24 protein-coding genes and 1 tRNA gene are annotated in these 21,300 nt (G+C 65.3%); 12 read left to right on the forward strand and 13 right to left on the reverse strand.

All coding sequences use genetic code 11. The features are described from left to right. The 4 genes from EGK63_RS15625 to EGK63_RS15640 all read right to left on the reverse strand — a co-directional run. The coding region (locus EGK63_RS15625) for a MotE family protein (RefSeq protein WP_125902239.1) at positions 1-747 on the reverse strand (747 nt) is incomplete at its 3' end. A 97-nt stretch (positions 748-844) separates the two neighbouring features. Continuing rightward, positions 845-1,453: a DUF6468 domain-containing protein gene (locus EGK63_RS15630; protein ID WP_125902240.1), complete on the reverse strand. Its 609-nt coding sequence runs from the start codon at positions 1,451-1,453 to the stop codon at positions 845-847. 1 nt (position 1,454) lies between these two features. Then, entirely contained in the window at positions 1,455-2,513 is a 1,059-nt protein-coding gene (gene fliM / locus EGK63_RS15635; protein WP_003163662.1) for a flagellar motor switch protein FliM, read from the reverse strand. Positions 2,514-2,515: 2 nt separating this feature from the next. Further along, a complete protein-coding gene (locus tag EGK63_RS15640; RefSeq protein ID WP_125902241.1) occupies positions 2,516-3,178 on the reverse strand; it encodes a flagellar basal body-associated FliL family protein in 663 nt (220 codons plus the stop codon). A 179-nt stretch (positions 3,179-3,357) separates the two neighbouring features. Between EGK63_RS15640 and flgF the strand changes: the two genes are divergently transcribed. The 9 genes from flgF (at position 3,358) to EGK63_RS15685 (ending at position 10,330) form a co-directional block, all read left to right on the forward strand. Then, the gene (gene flgF / locus EGK63_RS15645; protein WP_125902242.1) at positions 3,358-4,095 is read left to right on the forward strand and encodes a flagellar basal-body rod protein FlgF; all 738 of its coding nucleotides are present in this window, start codon (positions 3,358-3,360) and stop codon (positions 4,093-4,095) included. A 14-nt stretch (positions 4,096-4,109) separates the two neighbouring features. Next, positions 4,110-4,898, forward strand: coding sequence for a flagellar basal-body rod protein FlgG (gene flgG / locus EGK63_RS15650; protein ID WP_046651706.1), 789 nt, complete (start codon positions 4,110-4,112; stop codon positions 4,896-4,898). A gap of 16 nt (positions 4,899-4,914) precedes the next feature. After that, positions 4,915-5,709: a flagellar basal body P-ring formation chaperone FlgA gene (gene flgA, locus EGK63_RS15655; protein ID WP_125902243.1), complete on the forward strand. Its 795-nt coding sequence runs from the start codon at positions 4,915-4,917 to the stop codon at positions 5,707-5,709. A 14-nt stretch (positions 5,710-5,723) separates the two neighbouring features. Further along, a complete protein-coding gene (gene flgH / locus EGK63_RS15660; protein ID WP_125902244.1) occupies positions 5,724-6,446 on the forward strand; it encodes a flagellar basal body L-ring protein FlgH in 723 nt (240 codons plus the stop codon). Between the two features lie 124 nt (positions 6,447-6,570). After that, entirely contained in the window at positions 6,571-7,047 is a 477-nt protein-coding gene (locus tag EGK63_RS15665) for a hypothetical protein (protein ID WP_125902245.1), read from the forward strand. 36 nt (positions 7,048-7,083) lie between these two features. Further along, complete coding sequence (locus tag EGK63_RS15670) at positions 7,084-7,587, forward strand: hypothetical protein (RefSeq protein ID WP_125902246.1); 504 nt, start codon at positions 7,084-7,086, stop codon at positions 7,585-7,587. An 8-nt stretch (positions 7,588-7,595) separates the two neighbouring features. Further along, the gene (locus EGK63_RS15675; protein ID WP_125902247.1) at positions 7,596-8,096 is read left to right on the forward strand and encodes a hypothetical protein; all 501 of its coding nucleotides are present in this window, start codon (positions 7,596-7,598) and stop codon (positions 8,094-8,096) included. A 63-nt stretch (positions 8,097-8,159) separates the two neighbouring features. Continuing rightward, positions 8,160-9,953, forward strand: a complete 1,794-nt coding sequence (locus EGK63_RS15680) for a DUF885 family protein (RefSeq protein WP_125902248.1) — start codon at positions 8,160-8,162, stop codon at positions 9,951-9,953. A gap of 17 nt (positions 9,954-9,970) precedes the next feature. Beyond that, positions 9,971-10,330, forward strand: a complete 360-nt coding sequence (locus tag EGK63_RS15685; protein WP_125902249.1) for a hypothetical protein — start codon at positions 9,971-9,973, stop codon at positions 10,328-10,330. Here the strand turns inward: EGK63_RS15685 and EGK63_RS15690 are convergent. Then, positions 10,327-10,668 carry an MmcQ/YjbR family DNA-binding protein gene (locus EGK63_RS15690; protein ID WP_125902250.1) on the reverse strand — a complete coding sequence of 114 codons (342 nt, stop codon included), beginning with the start codon at positions 10,666-10,668 and terminating at the stop codon, positions 10,327-10,329. The two genes, EGK63_RS15685 and EGK63_RS15690, sit on opposite strands and share 4 nt — an antisense overlap. Position 10,669: 1 nt before the next feature. Then, positions 10,670-11,320 carry a peptide-methionine (S)-S-oxide reductase MsrA gene (gene msrA / locus EGK63_RS15695; protein WP_125902251.1) on the reverse strand — a complete coding sequence of 217 codons (651 nt, stop codon included), beginning with the start codon at positions 11,318-11,320 and terminating at the stop codon, positions 10,670-10,672. A gap of 146 nt (positions 11,321-11,466) precedes the next feature. Here msrA and EGK63_RS15700 point away from each other — a divergent pair. Continuing rightward, positions 11,467-11,556: transfer RNA gene (locus tag EGK63_RS15700), tRNA-Ser, on the forward strand. On the opposite strand, the gene EGK63_RS15705 is transcribed toward EGK63_RS15700, so the two are convergent. From EGK63_RS15705 to traA, 6 genes are all read right to left on the reverse strand, one after another. Then, positions 11,524-13,155, reverse strand: a complete 1,632-nt coding sequence (locus tag EGK63_RS15705; protein ID WP_125902252.1) for a recombinase family protein — start codon at positions 13,153-13,155, stop codon at positions 11,524-11,526. The genes EGK63_RS15700 and EGK63_RS15705 overlap by 33 nt on opposite strands. Positions 13,156-13,196: 41 nt before the next feature. Next, positions 13,197-13,529, reverse strand: coding sequence for a type II toxin-antitoxin system HicB family antitoxin (locus EGK63_RS15710; RefSeq protein WP_012090880.1), 333 nt, complete (start codon positions 13,527-13,529; stop codon positions 13,197-13,199). After that, positions 13,526-13,780 (reverse strand): type II toxin-antitoxin system HicA family toxin, encoded by a 255-nt coding sequence (locus tag EGK63_RS15715; protein WP_072294780.1) that lies wholly within the window; start codon positions 13,778-13,780, stop codon positions 13,526-13,528. The genes EGK63_RS15710 and EGK63_RS15715 overlap by 4 nt, the downstream gene beginning before the upstream one ends. A gap of 16 nt (positions 13,781-13,796) precedes the next feature. Next, positions 13,797-14,111, reverse strand: a complete 315-nt coding sequence (locus tag EGK63_RS15720; RefSeq protein ID WP_243637730.1) for a hypothetical protein — start codon at positions 14,109-14,111, stop codon at positions 13,797-13,799. Further along, positions 14,101-14,328, reverse strand: a complete 228-nt coding sequence (locus EGK63_RS15725) for an AlpA family transcriptional regulator (RefSeq protein ID WP_113490293.1) — start codon at positions 14,326-14,328, stop codon at positions 14,101-14,103. Before EGK63_RS15725 ends, EGK63_RS15720 begins: the two co-directional genes overlap by 11 nt. A gap of 136 nt (positions 14,329-14,464) precedes the next feature. Then, complete coding sequence (traA, locus tag EGK63_RS15730; RefSeq protein WP_125902263.1) at positions 14,465-17,443, reverse strand: Ti-type conjugative transfer relaxase TraA; 2,979 nt, start codon at positions 17,441-17,443, stop codon at positions 14,465-14,467. Positions 17,444-17,624: 181 nt separating this feature from the next. Here traA and EGK63_RS15735 point away from each other — a divergent pair, with 181 nt between their 5' ends. Continuing rightward, positions 17,625-17,951 carry a conjugal transfer protein TraD gene (locus EGK63_RS15735; RefSeq protein WP_125902253.1) on the forward strand — a complete coding sequence of 109 codons (327 nt, stop codon included), beginning with the start codon at positions 17,625-17,627 and terminating at the stop codon, positions 17,949-17,951. 1 nt (position 17,952) lies between these two features. After that, positions 17,953-18,219, forward strand: a complete 267-nt coding sequence (locus EGK63_RS15740) for a conjugal transfer protein TraD (RefSeq protein WP_125902254.1) — start codon at positions 17,953-17,955, stop codon at positions 18,217-18,219. Between the two features lie 95 nt (positions 18,220-18,314). Here the strand turns inward: EGK63_RS15740 and EGK63_RS15745 are convergent, their stop codons facing one another. Beyond that, positions 18,315-21,299 carry a type III restriction-modification system endonuclease gene (locus EGK63_RS15745; protein ID WP_207896408.1) on the reverse strand — a complete coding sequence of 995 codons (2,985 nt, stop codon included), beginning with the start codon at positions 21,297-21,299 and terminating at the stop codon, positions 18,315-18,317. Between the last annotated feature and the right edge of the window lies 1 nt (position 21,300).

Consider the following 21,300-nt stretch of genomic DNA (forward strand, 5'->3'; position numbering starts at 1 on the left):
GGTCTGCTGAGCCGCACGGGTCGGCGCGGGCGCGGGCGCAGCGGCGGGCTGGGCCGCCGGTTGGGCGGCGGGCGTCGGGGCGGGCGCGGCTTCGGTCGGAGCCGAAGCGGCGGCGGCGCGGGCGGCGTACTGCTGGGCCTGGAAGCGCCTGGCCAGCTTTTCGGTCAGTTCGCGCGCGGCGGCGGGCTGCATCTGGGCCATGATGGCGGCCAGGGTGCGCGGACGCATGGCCGAGGCGACCGGCAGGCGCACGCTGTCGTCCAGGGTGGCGAAGACGGCCGCCGCCTCCTTGGGCCGCATGGCGGAATAGACGGCGACCAGACGGTCGGCCTCGGCCTTTTCCTTCTCGTCCACCTGACCGACCAAGGCGCCGATCTCGCCCTTGAGAGCCTCCAGCGCCTGCAGCTTGGCGTCCAGCTTCTGCTCGGCGGCGACCATCAGCGGCAGGGTGGTGGCGAAGTCGGCGTCGCGCGCGTCCAGCGCGTCGCGGCGCTTGGACAGGGACTGGATGATCCGAAGTTCAGCCGGGGAAATGCCCGCCTGCTGAGCCAGTTGCTCCGGCGTCAGGGCGCAGACGGCAGCGGGTTTAGCCTCAGGCTTGGCCGCCTCGCCCTCCCCCGCGACCGCTTCCTGAGCCCAGGCGGTGGCGCCTTGAAACAGTTCCGGCGCCACGCCCGCGGCGCGCACGGCCACGACGCCGCCGATGGCGACGGCGATCAGGGGCAGAAGGCGGGGCAGCTTGCTCATCGATCAAACTCAGGAAAGGCGCCCTCAAGTCGTCCGGCGCCGCGCGTCGGACATAGGGCAAAAAAGATGCTTCGCGCCTGGGACATAGGGGCTGACATCAGGCAGCGAACAGGTCGTCGTCCAGACTACGGCGGGCGCGGTTTAGGCTCTGTTGCGCAGCATGGTTAGCGGCCAGGGCCTGCATCACCGGCGAGGCGCGCTCCGGCGCCGGCGCGGGCTTCGGCGACGGCGCCTTCATGACGGCGCGAGCGCCCTCGATGCGCTCCATCAGCGAGGCCATGCGACGCGCGCGGGCCTCGTCGTCCAGCAAGGGCGCGACCGAAGAGGCGCGGGCGGGTTCGGGTTCGACCATCGGCTCCGCACTGACCGGCGCACGAGCGGCGGCGCGGCGTTCGTCGTCGCGCGTCTCGATGCGGCTGTCGCTCGGGCGGGCAGGCGCGCGGGCGATCAGCACCTCCAGCTCCTGCTTAACCGCGCGGGCCTTGATGATGCGGTCGTGCAGCAAATCCGTCTCCTGGCCCGAGGCGCGCAGGGTGGCCAGCGCCTGTTCGGCGCGCCCGGCGGCGCTGTTCAACTCGGTCACGGCGGCGGCGAAGGCCAACTGCCCCTCGCGCAGGGTCTTGAGCTTGCGCTCCAGCTTGATGCCGTAGCCGATGGCCGCGACCAGCAGCAGCATGAGGATGGAGTCGAGGATGATGCCGGTCATGTCAGCTGTTCTCCCTGGCGAGGCGGGCGGCGGCGTCGGTGCTGATGGGGCCTTCGACGCGGACGGCGATGTGCTGGCCCTTGCGGCCCATGCGACCGGTGGTCAGCGGGATGGAGCCCGCCCGCACCGACACTTCGGACTCAGGCGTGACGTTCAGCATCAGGGTGTCGCCGACCTTCAGGTCCAGCACCTTGGACAGGGGCATCTGCTGCTCGTCCAGCACGCAGCGCACCTCGGTCTCGGTGGTCCAGAGCTCGGTGGCCAGGTGGCCTTCCCAGATGTTGTCGCGACCGAACTTCTCGCCCATGAACTGCTGCAGCAGCATCTTGCGGATCGGTTCGAGCGTCGAATAGGGCAGCAGAAGCTCGACCCGGCCGCCGCGATCTTCCATGTCGATGCGCAGCTTGACCAGGATGGCGGCGTTGGCCGGGCGCGCGATGGCGGCGAAGCGCGGATTGGTCTCCAGCCGGTCCAGGTTGAAGTGGACGGGGGTCAGGGGCTCGAACGCCTGGCGGGCGTCGTTCAGGATGACCTCGACCATGCGCTGCACCAACACCCGCTCGATGGTGGTGTAGGGCCGCCCCTCGATCCGCAGGGCCGCCGTGCCGCGCCGCCCGCCCAGCAGGACGTCGACGATCGAATAGATCAGGTTGGAATCGACCGTCAGCAGGCCGTAGTTGTCCAGCTCCTCGGCCCGGAACACCGCCAGAATGGCCGGAAGCGGGATGGAGTTCAGATAGTCGCCGAAGCGGATCGAGCTGATGGTGTCGAGGCTGACCTCGACATTGTCGGAGGTGAAGTTGCGAAGGCTGGTCGTCATCAACCGCACCAGGCGATCGAAGACGATCTCAAGCATCGGCAGGCGCTCGTAGGAGACCAGGGCCGAGTTGATGATGGCGCGGATGCCGCTGCGTTCGGCGTCGTCGCCGCCGCCCATGTCGAAGCCCAGCAGGCTGTCGATCTCGTCCTGGTTCAGCACCCGCTCGGACAGGGCTGCGCCCAGATCGACCTCTCCGCCGAAGGGGTCCAGTTCCGTCTCGGGGGCCAGGGCGTCGGTCATGACTACTGGACCAGCATTTCTTCGATCAGCACGGCGTCCACCTTGCCCGGCGCGGCGATCAGATTGACCCGGCGCAGGATCTCGGCGCGCAGCTGATACGACCCGGCCGACCCGGCCAGATCCTCGGGCCGCAGTTCGCGCAGGAAGCCCTGGAACATGTCCTGCATGCGCGGGGCCTCGGCCTGAAGATGCGAGGCGACGGCGGCGTCCTTCGTCTCCAGCGTCAGGCGCAACTTCAGATAGGTCGGGCGTCCGTCAGCCGACTGAATATTCACGATCATGTCGGGCAGGGTGTAGAAGGTCACGCCGTCGGGACCGGCCGCGATCTTGCCCGCGCCCTCGGCCGCCTCGCCTTCCTTGGCGCCGCCCCCGTGGCCACCGCCTTCCTTCTTCTCTTTCTTCTCTTCCTTGGCCGGAGCGGCATGATCGCCCGCCGCCTCGGCGGATTTAGGCTTCATCAGCAGGAAGGCCGTCGCCCCGCCGCCGCCCAGCATCACCAGGGCCGCCGGGATGATGATGAACAGCAGGGGGATCTTCTTCTTGGCGGGCGCGGCTTCGCCGTCCTCGCCCTCGGCGCCGGGCGCGCCGTCGCTCACGGCGGGCAGGTTCGCGTCGTCGCCGGTCGGCGCTTCGCTCTTCTTCTTGCCCAGCTTCAGTTTCAGCATGCGTAAGCCGCCCCGATCCTCACATGCCGGGTGTGGCCCTGTTTTGGTTAACGAGGCGTTTACAATCGGCAAATCCTGCCGGGCGCCGCAGGGGATGAAACCGCTCAAACCCCCATTCCACGGGCGTTAACCCTGTTGGCACGGTCGTTGCGACGGGAAACGGCGAAAGGAGCCCGCTCGTGGAAAACGCCGCCTATATCGGACTGTCTCGTCAGATGACGCTTCGCCGCGAGTTGGACATCGTGGCCAACAACGTCGCCAACGCCGACACCACCGGCTTCAAGGTCGAACAGCTGATGGTCGGGACCGAAGTGGGTCAGCGCGCCCGCAACGACAATATCCGCCCCTCGGCCAGCTTCGTGCTGGACAAGGGCGTGGGTCGCGATTTCGGCCAGGGCACGCTGAAGCAGACCGGCCGCGAGCTGGACTTCGGTATCGAGGGCGAAGGCGCCTTCTTCACCGTGCAGACGCCGAACGGCCCCGCCTATACCCGCGACGGCGCCTTCGTGACCGACCCGGACGGGCGACTGACGACCAAGCAGGGCCTGCCGGTCATGGCCGACGGCGCCGAGATCGTTCTGGACCCGCAACGCGGCCCCGCCAGCGTCGGCCACGACGGCACGATCAGCCAGGAAGGCCAACCCGTCGGCCGCCTGACCGTGGTGCGCTTCGACGCCCTGTCGGTGCTGCAAAAATCCGGCGACGGCCTGTACCGCAACGCCTCCAACGCCCAGCCGATGGACGCCACCGACGCCCAGGTCCGCCAGGGGATGCTGGAAGGCTCGAACGTCAACACCCTCGTGGAAATCACCAACCTCATCGAGATCAGCCGCGCCTATGAGCGCGTGACCAAGATGATCGAAAACGCCAACGACCTGTCACGCCGCTCCGTCGAGCGGCTGGGCCGGGTTTCGTAAGGGAGAGCTGAGACATGCGCGCGCTTCGCACCGCCGCCACCGGCATGGCCGCCCAGCAGCTGAACGTGGAGGTCATCTCCAACAACATCGCCAACATGAACACGGTCGGCTTCAAGCGTCAGCGGGCCGAGTTCCAGGATCTGCTGTACCAGAACGTCGAGCGTATGGGGGCCCAGTCCTCGTCGCAGGGCACCGTGGTGCCGACCGGCATCCAGATCGGCTCGGGCGTCAAGGCGGGCAGCGTTTATCGCATCACCGAACAGGGCAGCCCCAACCGCACCGGCAACACCTACGACATCGCCATTCAGGGCAAGGGCTACTTCCAGATCACCCTGCCCTCGGGCGAGCTGGCCTATACCCGCGCGGGCAACTTCACCGTCAACGGCGAAGGCCAGCTTGTGACGGACGACGGCTATGCGGTCGAACCGGCCATCGCCATTCCGCAGGACGCCCTGGACGTCTCTATCTCCAAGTCGGGTCAGGTTCAGGTGACCACCGCCGGCCAGACCGAGCCGCAGGTCGTGGGCCAGCTGGAACTGGCCACCTTCTTCAACGAGGCGGGGCTGGAAGCCATCGGCGACAACCTGCTGCTGGAAACGGCGGCGTCCGGCCCGGCCACGGTCGGGGCGCCCGGCGACGTCGGCTACGGCAATCTGCTGCAACACTACACCGAGGCGTCGAACGTCGACGCGGTCAGCGAGATCACCGCCCTGATCGTCGCCCAGCGCGCCTATGAGATGAACTCCAAGGTCATCACCACCGCCGATGAGATGCTGTCCGTCTCGGCCCAGGTGAAGAGCTGAAGGGAAGGTCTGAGCCATGAAGCGCGCCCTGATCCTCGCCGCCGCCGTCGCCGCATTCGCCGCCCCCGCATGGGCCGGGCCGGTCAATCTGCTGCCCGATCCGGTCGACGACGACGGCCGCATCACCCTGGGCGAGCTGTTCGACGACGCGGGCGCCGCCTCGAACGTCGTGGTCGGCCGTCGCGCCGGCGGCACCGCCGTGCTGGAGGCCTCGCAGGTCCAGATCGCCGCGCGCCGCGCCGGGCTGGAGTGGAGCAATCCGGCGGGCCTGCGCCGCATTGTGGTGCGCGAAGGCGGCGCCCTTTCTAGCGGCGTTTTGCCTGCAGAAGCCTCCGCCCGACCCGCCGCCGCCAGCGTCGGCGCGCCCGCCCGAGCGGGATCCAGCGTCGAGGTTCTGACCTACGCCCGCAGCCTGGCCGCCGGCGACGTGATCCAGCCCGAAGACGTGGTCTGGGCCTCGGTCCAGTCGCACCTGGCCCCCGCAGGCGGCCCCCAGGACGCCGAGGCGGTGATCGGCCTTCAGGCCAAGCGCGCCCTGCGCGCCGGCTCGCCCGTCGGTCCGCGCGACCTGGCCTCGCCTCAGGTCATCGCCCGCAACGACATGGTCGAGGTCGCCTATATCAACGACGGCGTCGAGCTGACCGTCACCGGCAAGGCGACCCGCAACGCCTCGGCCGGCGAGGCCGTGCCGATCCTGAACGTCCAGTCCAACCGCACCATCGACGCCGTGGCCGTGGCCCCCGGCCGGGCCGTCGCCGGTCCCGCCGCCCAGATCGCCCGCCGCAACCCGCAACAGTTCGCCACCCGTTGAGCGAGAGTTCCATCATGCGCCCCATCACCGTCGTCGCCCTGTCCTTGTCCGCCCTGAGCCTGGCCGCCTGCTCCACCGCCATCGAGGCGGTGAAGGGGCCGGAACTGGCCCCCATCGGCTATCCGGCCGCCCTGGTCCCGGTCGAGCAGGCCTATCTGCCCGAGCCGACCTCGGCCAGCGCCAACAGCCTGTGGCGCACGGGCGCGCGCAGCTTCTTCGGCGACCAGCGGGCGCGCCGCGTCGGCGACATCCTGACCGTCTCCATCGACATTAACGACCGCGCCCAGACCCAGAACACCACCCAGCGCAACCGCACCAACAGCGCCTCGGGCGGCGTCACCAACTTCTTCGGGCTGGAGAACAGCCTGGGCCGCGCCTTCCCCGGCGGCTTCGACGCCGCCAACATGATCGGCACGGAAGGGGCGGTGAACGCCAACGGTTCGGGCAGCGTCAACCGCTCGGAGCGGGTGAACCTGACGGTCGCCGCCGTCGTCACCGCCGTCATGCCCAACGGCAACCTGGTCATCCAGGGTCGGCAAGAAGTGCGCACCAACCGCGAGGTGCGCGAGCTGACCGTCGCCGGCATCGTCCGACCCGAGGACATCTCCAGCGCCAACACCATCCGCCACAGCCAGATCGCCGAAGCGCGCATCAGCTACGGCGGGCGCGGCGACATCAGCCGGATGCAGGCGACGCCCGCCGCCCAGTCCCTGGTCGAGCGCTTCAGCCCCTTCTGACCCGCGTTCACCGAAACGTGTGATTCCGGCCGCACCGCATCACTGAATCGCGCGCGATCCAGCGGAGCCGTGAACCGTTAACAAGCGACCCGCGTTTGATCTGTCGAACGCGAGTGAACTTGTCATGCGTAAAACCGTCTTTCCCATCCTGGCCGTCGTGGGCCTGGCCGCGGTCGCGGCCCATGCGGCGACCCATGTTCCGTCCTCGTCCCGCACCGGCGCCGAGGCCGTCGCCGGCTGGCATATGCTGCACGAGGGGCCGATGGCCAAACTGGCCTATGGCCTGCCGGATTCGGACCAGTTGGCCCTGATGCTGACCTGCGCGCCGGGCGACGGCGCCGCCGTGGTCTATGGCGACGTCCAGCCGCGCAGCGCGGGCCTGATCCTGGCCTCGCACGAGCCGCAGCCCATCGACCCGCTGTCGAACGGCGAGGCCTTCGAGGCGCGTCTGCCGCTCGGCGACGCGGCCCTGACCGGCCTGGCGCGCGGCGGCCGCATGACGGTCCAGACCGAGGCCGGGGACCGCCAGCTGACCGCCACCCGCGCGGAGCGGCGAATGGTCCAGGGGTTTCTTAGCTATTGCGCTTCGGGACATGCCTGACCACAGTCCCCCGTCTTCCTCAGCGGGGGCTGAAACATGACCTCAATGCTCGGCCTGGTTCAGGCCACGTTGCTCTCCCTGGCCGTGCAGACGGCCCCTCAGACCGGGGCGCATCCGCCCGCAGAGCGGCCCCAGGCCGCATCGCCCGCCCGGTCCGCCCGCGCGTCCGAGGGCTGGACCTGGACCCTCTACAGCGGCGACGGACCGCTGGTCCTGGCCAATGAGATTCCCGATACGCCGCGCCTGCGCACCACCCTGGAATGCGCGCCCGGCTCCAGCGTCGTTCGCCTGGCCTTCCATGACGCGCCCGGCGCCGACGGCTTCGCCGTCATCCGCTCCGGCGGCGCCTCGGCCGAGGTCGAGGCCCGCGCGCGACGCGGACGGCTGGAGGCGACGCTGCGCGCCGACCATCCCGTCTTCGCCGCCTTCCTGGCCTCAGGCCGCCTGACCCTCGCCCTCGGCGATCAGGCGACCGCCATCGAGATCGATCGGGCGAATCTGTCCAAGCTGCGCCGCTTCGCCGAACTGTGCACCGGATAAGGACGAGGATGCGCCCTGCCCGCTGGCTGACCGCCGCCGCCTTCATCACCATGAGCACCCTGGGCGCCTGCGCTCCCAGTATCGCCCCGCTAAACACGACCGGCGCGCCCTTGCCCGTCGCCGGCTACGACTGGTTCCTGAACGAAGACCCGGACGAGCCGCGCCTGTCCTATGGGCTGGCCCAGTCCGACGACGTGCCGCTCAGCCTCATGTGCGCGCCCGGCTCGGGCAAGATCGGCCTGTCCCTGGCCGCCGATCAGGCGCCGAACCGTCGCGCCATCATCCTGGAGTCGGGCGGCGACACCGAAACCTTTCCCGCTCGCGTCGAGGCGGCCGACATGCACGACGGCGTCCACCTGGTCGCCATGGCGCCCGCCTCCCACCCCGTCTTCCTGCAGTTTCGTCGCGTCGGCTGGCTGGCGGTGTGGAACGGGGACCAGCGCGCGATGATGGCCGCCCAGCCGGGTTCGGAAGACCGCGCGGCGCGTTTCCTGGCGTTGTGCCGCTGAAGGCTTGACCGCAGCGGTGACGTCCGCTCCCCTCCCCGACAGTTCTTGGGAGGGCTTTAGTTCATGCGTCATCTTCTTCTCGCCGCCGGTATCGGCCTGTCGGGCCTTGCGGGCGCCGCCGCCCTGCCGGCCCAGGCCGCCGTCGTTCAAGGCCAGTCGTCGACCGCCGCCGCGCTGGACGCCCTGCTGGTCGATTACGAAGCCTATCTGCGTCAGAACGACCCGATCGGCTCGGGCATGGACGGCGACCGCGCCGCCCTGTCGCGCCTGCCCGACGCCAGCCGTGCGGGCGAGCTGGCCCGTCGCACCCCGCTGAACGCCCTGAAGGCGCGGCTGGACGCCATCGACCCGGCCGCGCTGGACGAAGCCCACCGCCTGAACCACGCCTTCGTCGGCTATCTGATCGGCCGCGAACTGGAGCGGATCGAACTGGATCCGTCGCGTCTGGCCTTTGATTCCGAAGGCGGTCCCGGCCAGCTTCTGGCCTATCTGGCGCCCGCTGCGCGCATCGCCACGGCCGCCGACGCCGAGGCCTGGCTGAAGCGTCTGGAGGCCGCGCCCGCCTATTACGACGCCGGGATCGCCAACACCCGACGCGGGCTGGACACCGGCCTGATCCAGGCCCGTTCAGTCGTCGACAGCGCCCTGGCCCAGGCCGAGCGCGACCTGAAACCGGGCGAGGCGGGCGACGTCCTGCTGCGTCCGTTCAACGCCCTGCCCGCCACCATCCCCGCCGCCCAGCAGGAGCAGTTCCGCGCCCGCGCCCGCGCCCTGGTCGAGGGACCGATCACCGCTCGCCGCACCGCCTGGCGCGACCTGCTGCGCGACGAGTACGCGCCCAAGGCCCCGCAGGAGCCGGGCCTGGTCCACCGCCCCGGCGGCCGCGACCTGTACGCCTTCCTGGTCCGCAGCCACACCACCACCGACCTGACGCCCGATCAGGTGCATGAGATCGGCCAGCAGGAAGTCGCCCGCATCCGCGCCCGCATGGAGACGGAGATGCGCGCCGCAGGCTGGACCGGCGACTTCGCCGGCTTCCTGACCTTCCTGCGCACCGACCCGCAGTTCTACGCCAAGACGCGCGAGGAGCTGCTGGAGAAGGCGTCAGAGATCGCCAAACGCTCGGATGACCGGCTGCCGTCCCTGTTCGCCACCCTGCCGCGCCTGCCCTATGGCGTGCGCCCGGTGCCGATGGAGATGGAAGAGACCTACACCACCGGCCGTTACAACTCAGGCTCGATGGCGACGGGCGTGGCCGGGGGCTACATCGTCAACACCGGCAAGCTGGACCAGCGGCCCCTGTATGAACTGCCCGCCCTGACGGTGCACGAAGCCGTGCCCGGCCACCACCTGCAGATCGCCCTGCAGCAGGAAGCCGCGGACCAGCCCTATTACCGCCGCGACGCCTCGGTCACGGCCTTCAGCGAAGGCTGGGGCCTCTATTCCGAGTTCCTGGGCGAGGAAATGGGCATCTATCGCACGCCTTATGAGCGGTTCGGCCGCCTCAGCTATGAGATGTGGCGCGCCTGTCGTCTGGTGGCCGACACCGGCCTGCACTGGCTGGGCTGGAGCGAGGAACAGGCCCGCGCCTGCTTCCGCGACAACTCGGCCCTGTCCGCGCACAACATCGAGACCGAACTGCAGCGCTACATCGGCGATCCCGGCCAGGCCACGGCCTATAAGATCGGCGAAATCCGCCTGCGTGAAATCCGCCAGAAGGCCGAACGCGAACTGGGCGACCGCTTCGACGTGCGGACCTTCCACGACGCCCTGCTGGTCGACGGCGCCCTGCCGCTGGCCCTGCTGGACGCGCGCATGGACCGCTGGATCGCCGAACAGAAGACCAAGACCCGGTAAGAGAGCCTCCCTCCGACATGAATTTCATCAAACGCATCTTCGGCTCGGTGCAGCCGGGCGATTTGATCCGCGCCTATGTGCTCAGCGCCGCCTTCATGGCCTTCATGATCTGGATGGTGCTGTCGCTGGACGGCGCCAAGCCCCTGCATGACCGCGCCGTGACCCTGGCCGTGTTCGGCGTCGGCGCCCTGCTGTTTCCCTTCTCCAAGCTGGTCTGGGACGAGATCAAGCGGGTGATGATGGGCGAGACCGTCTTCTTCATGAACGCCGTCATCCTGATGTTCCTGAAGGTGCTGGTGAACTTCTTCCTGTGGGTCTTCATCGCGCCCGTGGGAATTCTCTACCTGTGGTTCCGGTCGCGGAACGCCGCCGCCTAAAGCCCCAGTTCGGCCCGCGCCTTCTTCGTCAGCTTGGCGGCGATCAGGGCGTGGGCCGACTTCAGATGATCGGCCAGTTCATCATCCGGCCACGCGCCCGGATCGGTCAGATGCACCCACTTCGCCCGCGCCAGATAGGGGGCAGGCGCCGCCCGCCCCTCCTCGGTCAGCACTTCATAGGCGATGTCGGAGACCTTGAACGACAGTCCGCCCTCGGCCCCGATGATGGCGAACATCTTGCCGCCGACCTTATAGGCGTCATGGCCCGGCCCGAACGGGTGATCCATCGTCGCCCCCGGCAAGGCCAGGCAGGCCTTGCCCACGCCCGCGCGGTCCATCCTAGGCCCCGACGCCCAGGCCGATCGGGCAGACCACGCCCGTCCCGCCGATGCCGCAATAGCCCGCCGGATTCTTGGCCAGATAGCCCTGGTGATAGCCCTCTGCGAAGTAATAGGGCCCGGCCGGTTCGATCTCAGTCGTGATCGCCCCGCGCCCCGCCGCGTTCAGCGCCGCCTGATAGGAGTCGCGCGAGGCCAGCGCCTCCGCCTGCTGCGCCTCGTTCAACGTATAGATGGCCGAGCGATACTGCGTGCCCTGGTCGTTGCCCTGGCGCATGCCCTGCGTCGGGTCATGGTTCTCCCAGAAGGCCTTCAGCAGGTCGCCGTAGGTGATCACGGCCGGATCGAACACCACCTGCACCACCTCCGTATGGCCGGTGCGGCCCGAGCAGACCTCCTCATAGGTCGGGTTGGGCGTGATCCCGCCCGCATAGCCCACCGAGGTGACCCACACGCCCGGCAACTGCCAGAACACCCGCTCCACGCCCCAGAAACAGCCCATGCCGAACACGGCCGTCTGCATCCCCGCCGGATGCGGCCCCTTCAGCGCATGGCCCAGGACGAAGTGGGTCTCATCGGTCGCCAGCGCCTCGGCCCGGCCCGGTAGAGCCGTCTCAAGCGTGGGCAGTTCAGCATTCTTCTTCAACAACATGGCGCGAACTCCGCGAAAACAGCGTCTTCGCCTATATGGAGGCTTCAAGGGCGCTTGCCCATGGGGACGTCATGCTCTAATCAGCCCCTCCCGTCGGTCCGCTCCCGACGGCTCCGCCCCGGACGCATCCGGGCTTCAGGTGGAATGGACAGGTGGCCGAGTGGTTGAAGGCGCACGCCTGGAACGCGTGTATAGGGGCAACTCTATCGAGGGTTCGAATCCCTCTCTGTCCGCCACTTCAGTCCTTGAGTGGGCACTGAGTTTACGCCACTTCCCGCCACAAGCGTCTGTAGCAGCCGGGTCTTCGATCCCATGATGCGAACCTCGCCCTCCGCGACCTCGACGCGCTGTGCGAGCGCGCGAAGGTGGTCACGGCGATAGCCGCCGCTTTCCAGCCGGATACGCTCGCGGGCGGTTGTGGCGAACTTGCGCAGCATCTGCGGCGTCACCGCCTTCTGTCCTGTGTTCTGGAGCATGGCCTGCGCCCGGTCAGCATCGGCCTTGGCCTGATCGCGGATGGCCTTGAGGCCGTCGATACGATCTTTCAGCGCCGGGTCGTCCAGATCGGCAACACCTGCCTCGATGGCGTCATAGAGCCGTTTGAGGCGCAATTCCGATTCGGCTGAGCGTTTGTTCAACTCGGCGATATGCTCGCGGCGGCGCTCGGCGTGTTCTTCCCTCCGGTCGAGTGCGGCGGCAAGGACGGTTTCCAGCCGCTCAGGTTGAAGTAGCTGTTTCTCAAGGTGATTGACGACCAGATCGTCCAGCTTCTCCATCGGCACGGCCATGCCCTCGCAGGCGGTCGGTCCCTGTCGCGCCTTCATCGAACAAGCGTAGTAACGATACCGCCCGCCCTTGCCGGTGCGAATGGTCATGGCCCCGCCACACTTGGCGCAATGGATCAGGCCGGTCAGCATGGTCGGGCCGCTGATGACGCGGGCGGGCATGACCTTGGGATTGCGGGCCTTCAGCAGCTTCTGAACCGCCTCGAACGTATCTTTGTCGATAATGGGCGGGACCGGAACAGTCACGATCTCGCTGACCGGCTTCAATTCCTTGGTTTTGGAGCGCTTGTTGAACTCATGCTCGCCCATATAGGTGCGACGGGTCAGGATGCGGTGAACCTGCCCAATGCCCCAACGCCCGCCGTCGCGGGTGAAGATACGGCGGCTGTTGAGGTAGGAGACGATGTTCTTGACGCCCATCTGGCCGGTGGTGCCGTCACCTTCCAGCGCAAGGCGATAGATCAGCCGCACCGTGTCGGCGTGGAGCGGGTCGATTTCGAGCTTCTTCTTGGTCTTGGCTCCGCGCTGCTCGGCGGCGACGGTGCGATAGCCGATAGGGGGAAGCGAGCCGTTCCAGAAGCCTTGCCGGGCATTTTCCTTCAAAGCCCGCATGACGTGCTTGGCGTTTTCCTTGGACTGGTATTCATCGAACAGCGCCATGATCTGCCGCATCATGACGTGCATGGGGTCATCCCCCATTTCCTGAGTTATCGAGACCAGCTTCACACCGTTCTTCGCCAGCTTGCGGACATAGAACTCAAGCTCGAAGTGATCCCGGAAGAACCGGCTGAACGAATGGACCACGACAACATCGAAGGGCGCGGGCTTGGACGTTCCGGCCTCGATCATGCGCTGGAACTCGGGGCGGCGGTCATTGGTGGCCGATGCGCCGGGTTCGATGAACGTTTCGACCAGTTGCAGACCCCGCGCCTCGCAATAGGCTTCGCCCTGCCGCTTCTGGTCGGGAATGGAAACATCATGCTCGGCCTGCCGCGCCGTCGAAACGCGCAGGTAAAGGGCGGCGCGCAGGGGCACGGTGGAAGCGGTCATGGCGATGTCTCCTTTCAATCCGGTCGAACCGAACGGGGCCGCTATTCAGCGGCCTCCCGGATCGTCCCGACGATCCATTCATTCAGGCTCTTGCCCGATGCTGCTGCGGCAATGACTGCAGCGGCATGGTCGTCAGGCGTGAGGCGGACATTGAACTTGCCAGAGAACTTCCGACGCGGCTCGATGCCCTTCTCCCGGCACATTTCGAGATACACGGCCAGCGACTTGCGGCCTTCCTCAATCAGATCGTGGACGCTCTCGGCATAGAAGTCGGCCCCACCATTCAGGCCGACAAACTCGCCGCGCAGCATCTGAATCTCGGGATCGAAAGCGATGACCGCCTTCTCACCATTGATTTCAACGACATTGTTCATGGCTTTACTCCGTGTTCGTCCAGCCATTTACGGATGCTGGCAACCGCACCTTTGTCCGTATCCGGTGACGGATGCGGGCGATGAAAGACGCGCACTTCGCCGAACAGGAACACGCCGACGCGCGAACCTTCCCGCTCGCTGACTTCCGCACCGAGAGCTACAAATAGCGCCTCTATGTCGGCCCAGCGGATCGAACCGTTGACCGGGCGGGCGAAGATCAGTTCCAGCGTGGCTCTGTGACGCTTTTTCATGGAGTATCCAGTATCATTATTTAGTACCGTTTTCAAGATCAATCTCAGCCCCGGCATCGGGCGATCCGATGTCGGGGTCAAAGAGTTTATCGAAGAGGTCGCCGAACCAACGCTCGAACACTTCGATCTCGGCTTCTGTGACCGGCACGGGATCAGGCCAGTCGTCGATGACAGTCCATGTGCTGAGGTCGTGCTTGGGCGGCCTGCCGGGGAACGGCCAAGGATAACCCAACAATTCCTCAAGCTGCTCCGACGCCGTAGGTGGTCGTTTGGTACGCCGGGAACGGGATGCTATCACGGGCTTGGGGGCGTCGCTGCGATCAGAAGTCATCGAGGAAATCAAATTCGTTGAACGAACGCTGCCGCCATCCGACCGGGTTGGCGACCCAGCGATTGATGTCGGATTCCTTCCAGCCCGCGCCATTGGTGCTGATCTTGATCTGGGCTGGAAAGGTGCCTTCGGCGATCTTGCGATAGATAGTGGACCGGGACAGCCCGGTGCGGGCGAGAACGGTCTTCAAACGGACGATACGGTCTGGTTGACGCATGGCTGCGCTGCCTCCTGCTGGTTGTTTCTGAAGATTGCAGAGACCAGACAGAACAGTGATTTATCGTTGTGCAACTGATATTTAGGCAGCGTAGGGCTATGGCGTAGAAACGGCGGCAAATAGGAAAGTCCTCGTTCTACAATCCGATGCCCCGGCCTCTGCCAAGGCCATGACTGAGGGAAAGTTGCCGCCCCAGCCTCATGCCTGAGTCGAAATCCATGTCGATGCCGAGTTGCTTCTTGCGACCTTCGAGCAGGGATTCCATCTGGGGATCGCGCTCAAGGCTTTTTGCCATGTTGCCCATCTCGGTGCGGGCGGCCTTGTAGCCAGAATAGTTGCCTGCCGCATACTGTCGGTCGCCGGTCTGCTTGAGGTCCCGGAACCGCTCCACGAAGCGGTCGGCGCGCAGGTCGGGATTTTGACGCATCTCGGTTTCCCGTTGCACGGCATGCCTTGCGGGCATGGCTCGATCACGATCACCAGAAGCCACATCAGCCGCAAAGTCGGGATTCCGCTTATAAACCGCCTCGGCGTCTTGGGAACCGTGGGGCCTCAGATCATTGAAGACTGCGCGGGCTTCGTTAAGTTCCTGCACCTGCTTGGGCGTTGCAGCGACGTCCCGGTCCTGCGCCTTGAAGATCGCATCGACGGCACGGGCATGACGGACAAAGGCCCGGCCACGGGCGCGGCGCAACTCGGCCTCCGAGTTTTCCCCGATTTGCTGCTCCGCCACCGGCTTCCCGGTCCTTTCCCTTTCCCGGCCAGTTCCGGCCTCGGGGCCAGGCACGCCGTCGCCCGGCGCGCGCAATCTGTCGAGCATGTCATCGACGGCATCGCGCATGCGTTCCGGCATCAGCCTTCGCATGATCTGGGCGACACGGGCGCGGAAGGTGATACCTCGCCGCTCGGCATAGTCCTGCGCCGGGTCGTAATCCGTCGCCATGTCCTTAGCGCGGTCGCGCGACAGGGTGCGGGCAAGACGATCCTGACTGGCGAAGTCGTCGCGGCCATAATGCAGGTCCATGCCGTCGCGATGGCGCGACAGGGCCACATAACTGCCGTGCGCGTCCATGCCGGGTGTCGCCAGAACATGCGTCCGCTCCACCGTCATGCCCTGCGCCTTGTGGATGGTGGCGGCATAGCCGTGATCGATGCGGTCGTAGTCTTTCAGGTCAAAGGCAATGGAGCGACCATCGTCGGTCTGCACGGCCATGTTTTGTGGGCTGACCTGTTCGACGGTCCCCAATGTGCCGTTCTTCACGCCAAGGCCGCGCTCATTCTGGAGAAACATGACGCGATCCCCAGCGGCGAAGCTGCGTTCGCCCCGCTCTACTTTGACGAGGACGTCCTCGCCCAGATTGCCCACCTCCCGCATCCGGTCGCGAGCGGCCTCGTTGAGTTCCCGCACCTCGACATTTGTATGGGTGAGGATGATACGGCTGCTGTCCGGCGATGCCTGCCGGTCGCGATCCCATCTGTCTATCAGATCGCCGCGCGCCTGCTCGCGCGTTTCGGCGGAATGCACCATGCCGTGACGGTCATAGGCGCTGATCGCATTGCCGGTTCTTCCTGTCGCCAGATCACGGGTCGCGTCACGCTGCCAGTCCTCGCGCTGGCGGCGCACCTCATGGATTTCGACGCCGCCATGACGGTCATGGATAGACCGGAACGCCGCGCCCGCCTCGATGGATTGCAACTGCTGCGGATCGCCAACCAGAACAACCTTTGCGCCAGCCTCGGCGGCATGGGACAGAACGCGCTCCATCTGCCGCGTGCCGACCATGCCCGCTTCATCGATGACCAGCACATCGCGGGCGGTCAGCATGTCGCGGCCCTGTCCCCAGCCGTGTTCCATGCTGGCGATAGTGCGCGAGGGGATGCCCGATCCGCTTTCCAGATTTTCCGCCGCGATACCGGACAGGGCAACGCCGCGAACCTCAAAGCCCGCCGCCTCCCATGCCTCGCGGGCCACGCCGAGCATGGCGCTCTTTCCCGTCCCGGCATAGCCGATGACAATGCCAAGATCACGCCCGTCCGTGACATGCGCCAGCGCGTCAGCCTGCTCGCCTGACAGGACAAGGCCGCGCTTTTCCGCGCTGGCGAGTGCTGCCTCTCTGTCCCTGCTGCTGACCTCGTGCAATTCCTTCTCGGCCATCAATTCCGCCGCACAATGCAAACGCTGTTCCGCCTTGATCATGTCGCGGGTGGTGAACCGATCCTCGCCGCGTCCGTCCTGCCCAAGCTCAACCAGATCGGGTGAACCGCGCATCGCGCCCATGACCTCGTTGAACTGGTCGATGCCGTCGCTGTGCCGATGCGCGAACTTCGCCATGTCGCGCCGTGTGAAGGTCGATTGCTGCTGTGTGATCGCGTCCAGCGCCACGGAAGGATCGGCAATGATCCGTGCGCCATTGTTGCGCGCGATCTCCCGGTGCATGTCGGCGCGGTCTGCGGCCTCGATCCCTTCACCTTCGATCCGCTGCGCGGGCGCTCCGATCTGACTTTGCGGTTCAAGCCCAATGCCCTGCGCCTCAAGGCTGCGATGGTCGATGCGGGCATCAATGTCGAGTTCGGCAAGGCGTTCGTTGACGTGCTCGGCCCAACGCTCGCGCCACCGTTCGACCATCTCCGTGCGGTTCCAGTCCCGCACCTTCTGGCCGAACCCGCTCTCGTCCACGCTGCGCATGGTGAGCATGACATGGGCATGAGGTTTCGGCATCCCGTCTTCGCCGATGTCCCAATGCACATTGAGATCGGCGATCATGCCCTGATCGACAAATTCGGACTGCGCGAAGTCGCGGGCAAGTTCGATGCCCTGCGCTTCACTCATCTCGCGCGGAATGGCGAATTCCACCTCGCGGGCAAGCTGGGCATCCTTGCGCACCTCGAAGGCTTCGACATCGTTCCAGAGCCGTTCGCGGTCGCCAAGATGTTCGGGCGCGTTCTCCGGCAGCAGGATTTCGGAATGGACGACGCCGCGCTTGTTAGAAAAGTCTTGCACGCGGTCAATGCGCTCGTCGTGCATCCGCGAGGCCGAGCGGTAAGCGGCGGACGCCACCGCACTGCTTCCGGCTTTGCGGCCAATGACCTTGACGTGAAGATGATAGATCGCCATCGCGATCAAGCATTGCCACGGTCAAGCGCACGTCGGAACGACGTATAAGCGCGCCCTCCCTCGAAAAAATCTCGGGATGGACCGGGCCGTGCCACACTGTCCCGGCAACAATACTGCGTTCTGTCGTCCGCGCAACTATCCTTACCGCATCAACCACTTGCGACCGGGAAAGGATACGGCAATGCGTAGACCACGCGACTATGATGCGGAACTGAAGGCGCTGGAAGACAAGGCGCGGGAACTGAAAGCCCGCAAGGTGGAGCAGCTTGGCGAACTGGTGATCGCCACCGGAGCGGACAGCCTCACCGCCGACGAACTGGCCGGGGCGCTCATCGTGCTGGCGGAAACCACCGATGCCGGAAAGAGGGAGGCATGGGCCAAGCGCGGTGCGGTGTTCTTTCAGGGCCGGTCGCGGCGAACTGCATCAGAGCCTGACCGCGACGCTGGCGGCGCTCCGACGCAACCGAGCCGCGCGCAACCGGCATCAGGCACAGCGGGCGCGGCATGATATGAGGACGTGGCAGGTCGAACGCCGCAAGCGCACCCGGCACCTGATCGAACTCGGCGGCCTCGTCGTCAAATCCGGCGTCGTGGACCTGACCGGCGACGACCGCCCCATGATCTACGGCGCGATGATCTGGGCTGCGGAAAAGCTCAAAAGTGAGGACGGTGAGCGGGCGCGACAACTCTGGGCCGAAAAGGGGAAAGAGGCGTTCGAGGCGGAACGCCCGACAGATGCGCGTGACAGAATCCAACCGCAGCAGGATCGGGCGTGATCGATGGCGGGCGGTGCGGAGACCTCACATATCGCAGCGCCGCCCGCCATCGCGCGGCAAAGCCGCGCTCCACATCTTATGCGTAACGCAACCCTCTAAACGTGGCTCAGCACATCGTCGAGCTTGGTCGCCTTGACATAGCGGGCCGGGTTCGGATCAACCGCGAGCGCCTTGAAATGCTCCTCTCCGCAGGCAATCTTCGCGGCTTCATTGTCGCGCAGATCGTCCGTGAACAGGCTTCCTTTCGTTTCGACAACGAAGTATAGGCGCTCCTCGCCGTCCACCTGCACCAGAACCGCCCAATCGGGATTGTATGTGCCAAGCGGTGTCGGGACTTTGAACCAGCCGGGCAGCTTGGCGTAAACCTTCACTGCCTCGTTCTTTTCGAGCTGTTCGGCGAAGGTGCGCTCGACGCCGCCGGAGTCGTAGATGACGTGCTCGAAGACTGACTTCTGTGTGTCCTGAAGCATATTTTTGAGGTAACCGGTCAGCTCTTCCTGCTCGAACAGCTCCTGTGCGTAGAAATGATCATCGCCGATCCGCTGATATTTGATGCCGCCCACGAGTGCGAGGCGCTTGGTGCGGTTGATGATTTCTGCCGCAAGCTCGATGAAGGCTTGGGGATTGCGCTTGAAATCGCTAAGCCTGCCACTGTCAGTCAGGATGGTAACAAGGCTGCGGCGCGTTAATTGCGTACGGTCCTGCAAGTCGGTGAGCACATCGGGGAGAGCAATATCGCCCTCATCGATAGTCACGGGGCCGGAAGTCGAGGTTTCGGTGGCGATCACGCCGCCCTGACCAATGGCAAGATCGGCCTTACGGATGACGGCCTTCGCTTTGGTGATCGGCGGGGCATTGGAAATAGCCTTGGTGCAATCCTCGATCAGCTTGGCATTGTCGAAGTGAACGCGATAGGTTGTACGGTGCTTGATGCGATTCCACAGCGCCTGAAACTCGGCGCTATGCAGGACTTCCTTGCGCACACGTACCGGCTTGCGGTCGTCGGCGTTCTTGATGTCGAGCCTGCCAGCGATCTTGCGCAGGACTTCCTCGATCTGCGGAAGGTGCGCTGCGTGCTCGTCAGGCACCGTCAGCGTCCTGTTTTTCAGCGCCGTGCGCAGCTTGTCCTGCACCTTGCCCTTGGCGTCGATGAAGTCAGCGTTTTTGAGATATTCGTGGATCGCGGCCGATTCCTCGAAGCCCAGCATGGCGAGGGTACCGTCTTCCTGCTGAACAGGAATGGCCGCGAACTGGTGCTTTTCGACGATACCGAAGCGGATGCCGGTATCGGCCTCGATCTCCTTCTGGAGATTTTCGGCGAAGGCTTCGTAGCTCTCCGTGGCGATCACGGTGAGCGTGTTGATCTCAAAACCGCGCAGGCGTTCGCCTTGCTGGTTGACGCAAAGACGCAGGCCGCGCCCGATGGTCTGACGGCGTTCGCGCTCTGTGCCGATTTCGCGCAACGCGCAAATCTGGAACACGTTGGGGTTATCCCAGCCCTCTTTCAGCGCGGAGTGGGAGAAGATGAACTTGAGCTTCGTATCGAAGCTAAGCAGCTTCTCCTTATCCTTCATGATGAGATTGTAGGCGCGTTCGGCGCTGTCGCGGTTCGCCTGATTATTCTCGGCGGTGTCGGCCCATCGCTTGTTCTTGTCGATGGAGAAATAGCCATCATGGACTTCCTCGGCATTGGTCGTGAGGTCCACTTCCTTGAACAGGCTGGCAAATTCGGGGAGCTTGGCGGCGCGGCGATATTCTTCTTCGAAGATCGTCGCATATTTGCCTTTCACGGCGTTGCCGTCCTCGTCGTAGGAACGGTAGTGCTCCACAGCGTCAATGAAGAACAGGCTGAGCACCTTGACCCCCAGCGGTGCAAGGCGGCGTTCCTTCTCAAGATGCTCGGTGATGGTGCGGCGGATCATCAGCCGTCTGACGGCGTCAGCGTCCACGTCGCCAATGGCCTGTCCTACGGCGAGGAAGGATTCGGACCCGGCAGTTTTCACTTCCAAAAGGGAATTATCGCGCGCGACCCGGATTTCGCCGATGCGGCAATCCTTGTAGATGGCGCGGCCCGTTTCTTCTTCCAGATTGTCGCCATCGCACACGGTGATCTCGCTACGGGTGACCTTTCCGCCTTTCGTCTGCACATCAACTTCGACACGCGCGGTCACGGCACCGCCCTTGTTGCTGGCGGATAGGAAGCGCAGATAGGCTTTGTTGTGCCCGCCCTCGACTTCGATCGAGGCCACTTCGATTTGCTTGACCAGCTTACGCTCGTAGGCATCCACCGCGTCCAGCCGGTAAACCATGTGGTGCTTGTCCACATGGGTTGCCGAATAGCGTAATGTGCAAAGGGGATTCATAGCATCGAGCGCCTGCTTGCCTTGCCCCTTCAGGCCACCATCCACGGTCTGCGGTTCGTCCACGACAATGACGGGACGGGTGGCGCGGATCAAATCGATGGGTGCCTCGCCGCCGGTTTTCTCGCTGTCCTTATAGAGGTTGTTCACGTCCTTCTTGTTGATCGCGCCCACGGTCACGACCATGATCTGAATGGTCGGGCTGGTGGCGAAATTGCGCACCTGCCCCAGCTTCGATGAATCGTAGAGGAAATAATCGAAGGGCTGGCCGGAATAGAGGCCCTTGAAATGATCCTCAGTGATCTGGAGCGTCTTATAGACGCCCTCCTTGATCGCGACAGATGGCACCACGATCACGAATTTGGTGAAGCCGAAGTGTTTGTTCAGCTCGAAGATGGTGCGCAGGTAGACATATGTTTTGCCGGTGCCCGTTTCCATTTCCACGGTGAAATCGCCAGATGCGAGACTCGCGGACGGCGGCAGGCCGTTCTTGAGCTGAATCTCGTTAAGGTTGGAGATTATTTCGTCATCAAGCAGCGTCAGACGGTTGCCGATGCCCAAGGCGTTTTCGACGAAGCCCAATTCCTGTTGCGCGCCAGAGGCAGCTTGGCGGGTGACAGTGAACTCGGTGCGGTTGATCTCCTGCCCGCGGAACAGGTCGCAGACCGATTCGATAGCGGTGTGCTGATAATCGAGATCCGGCTCGAAATGGAGTTTCATC

Origin of the sequence: Brevundimonas sp. 357, assembly GCF_003938605.1 — a bacterium.
Taxonomy (GTDB): Bacteria; Pseudomonadota; Alphaproteobacteria; order Caulobacterales; family Caulobacteraceae; genus Brevundimonas.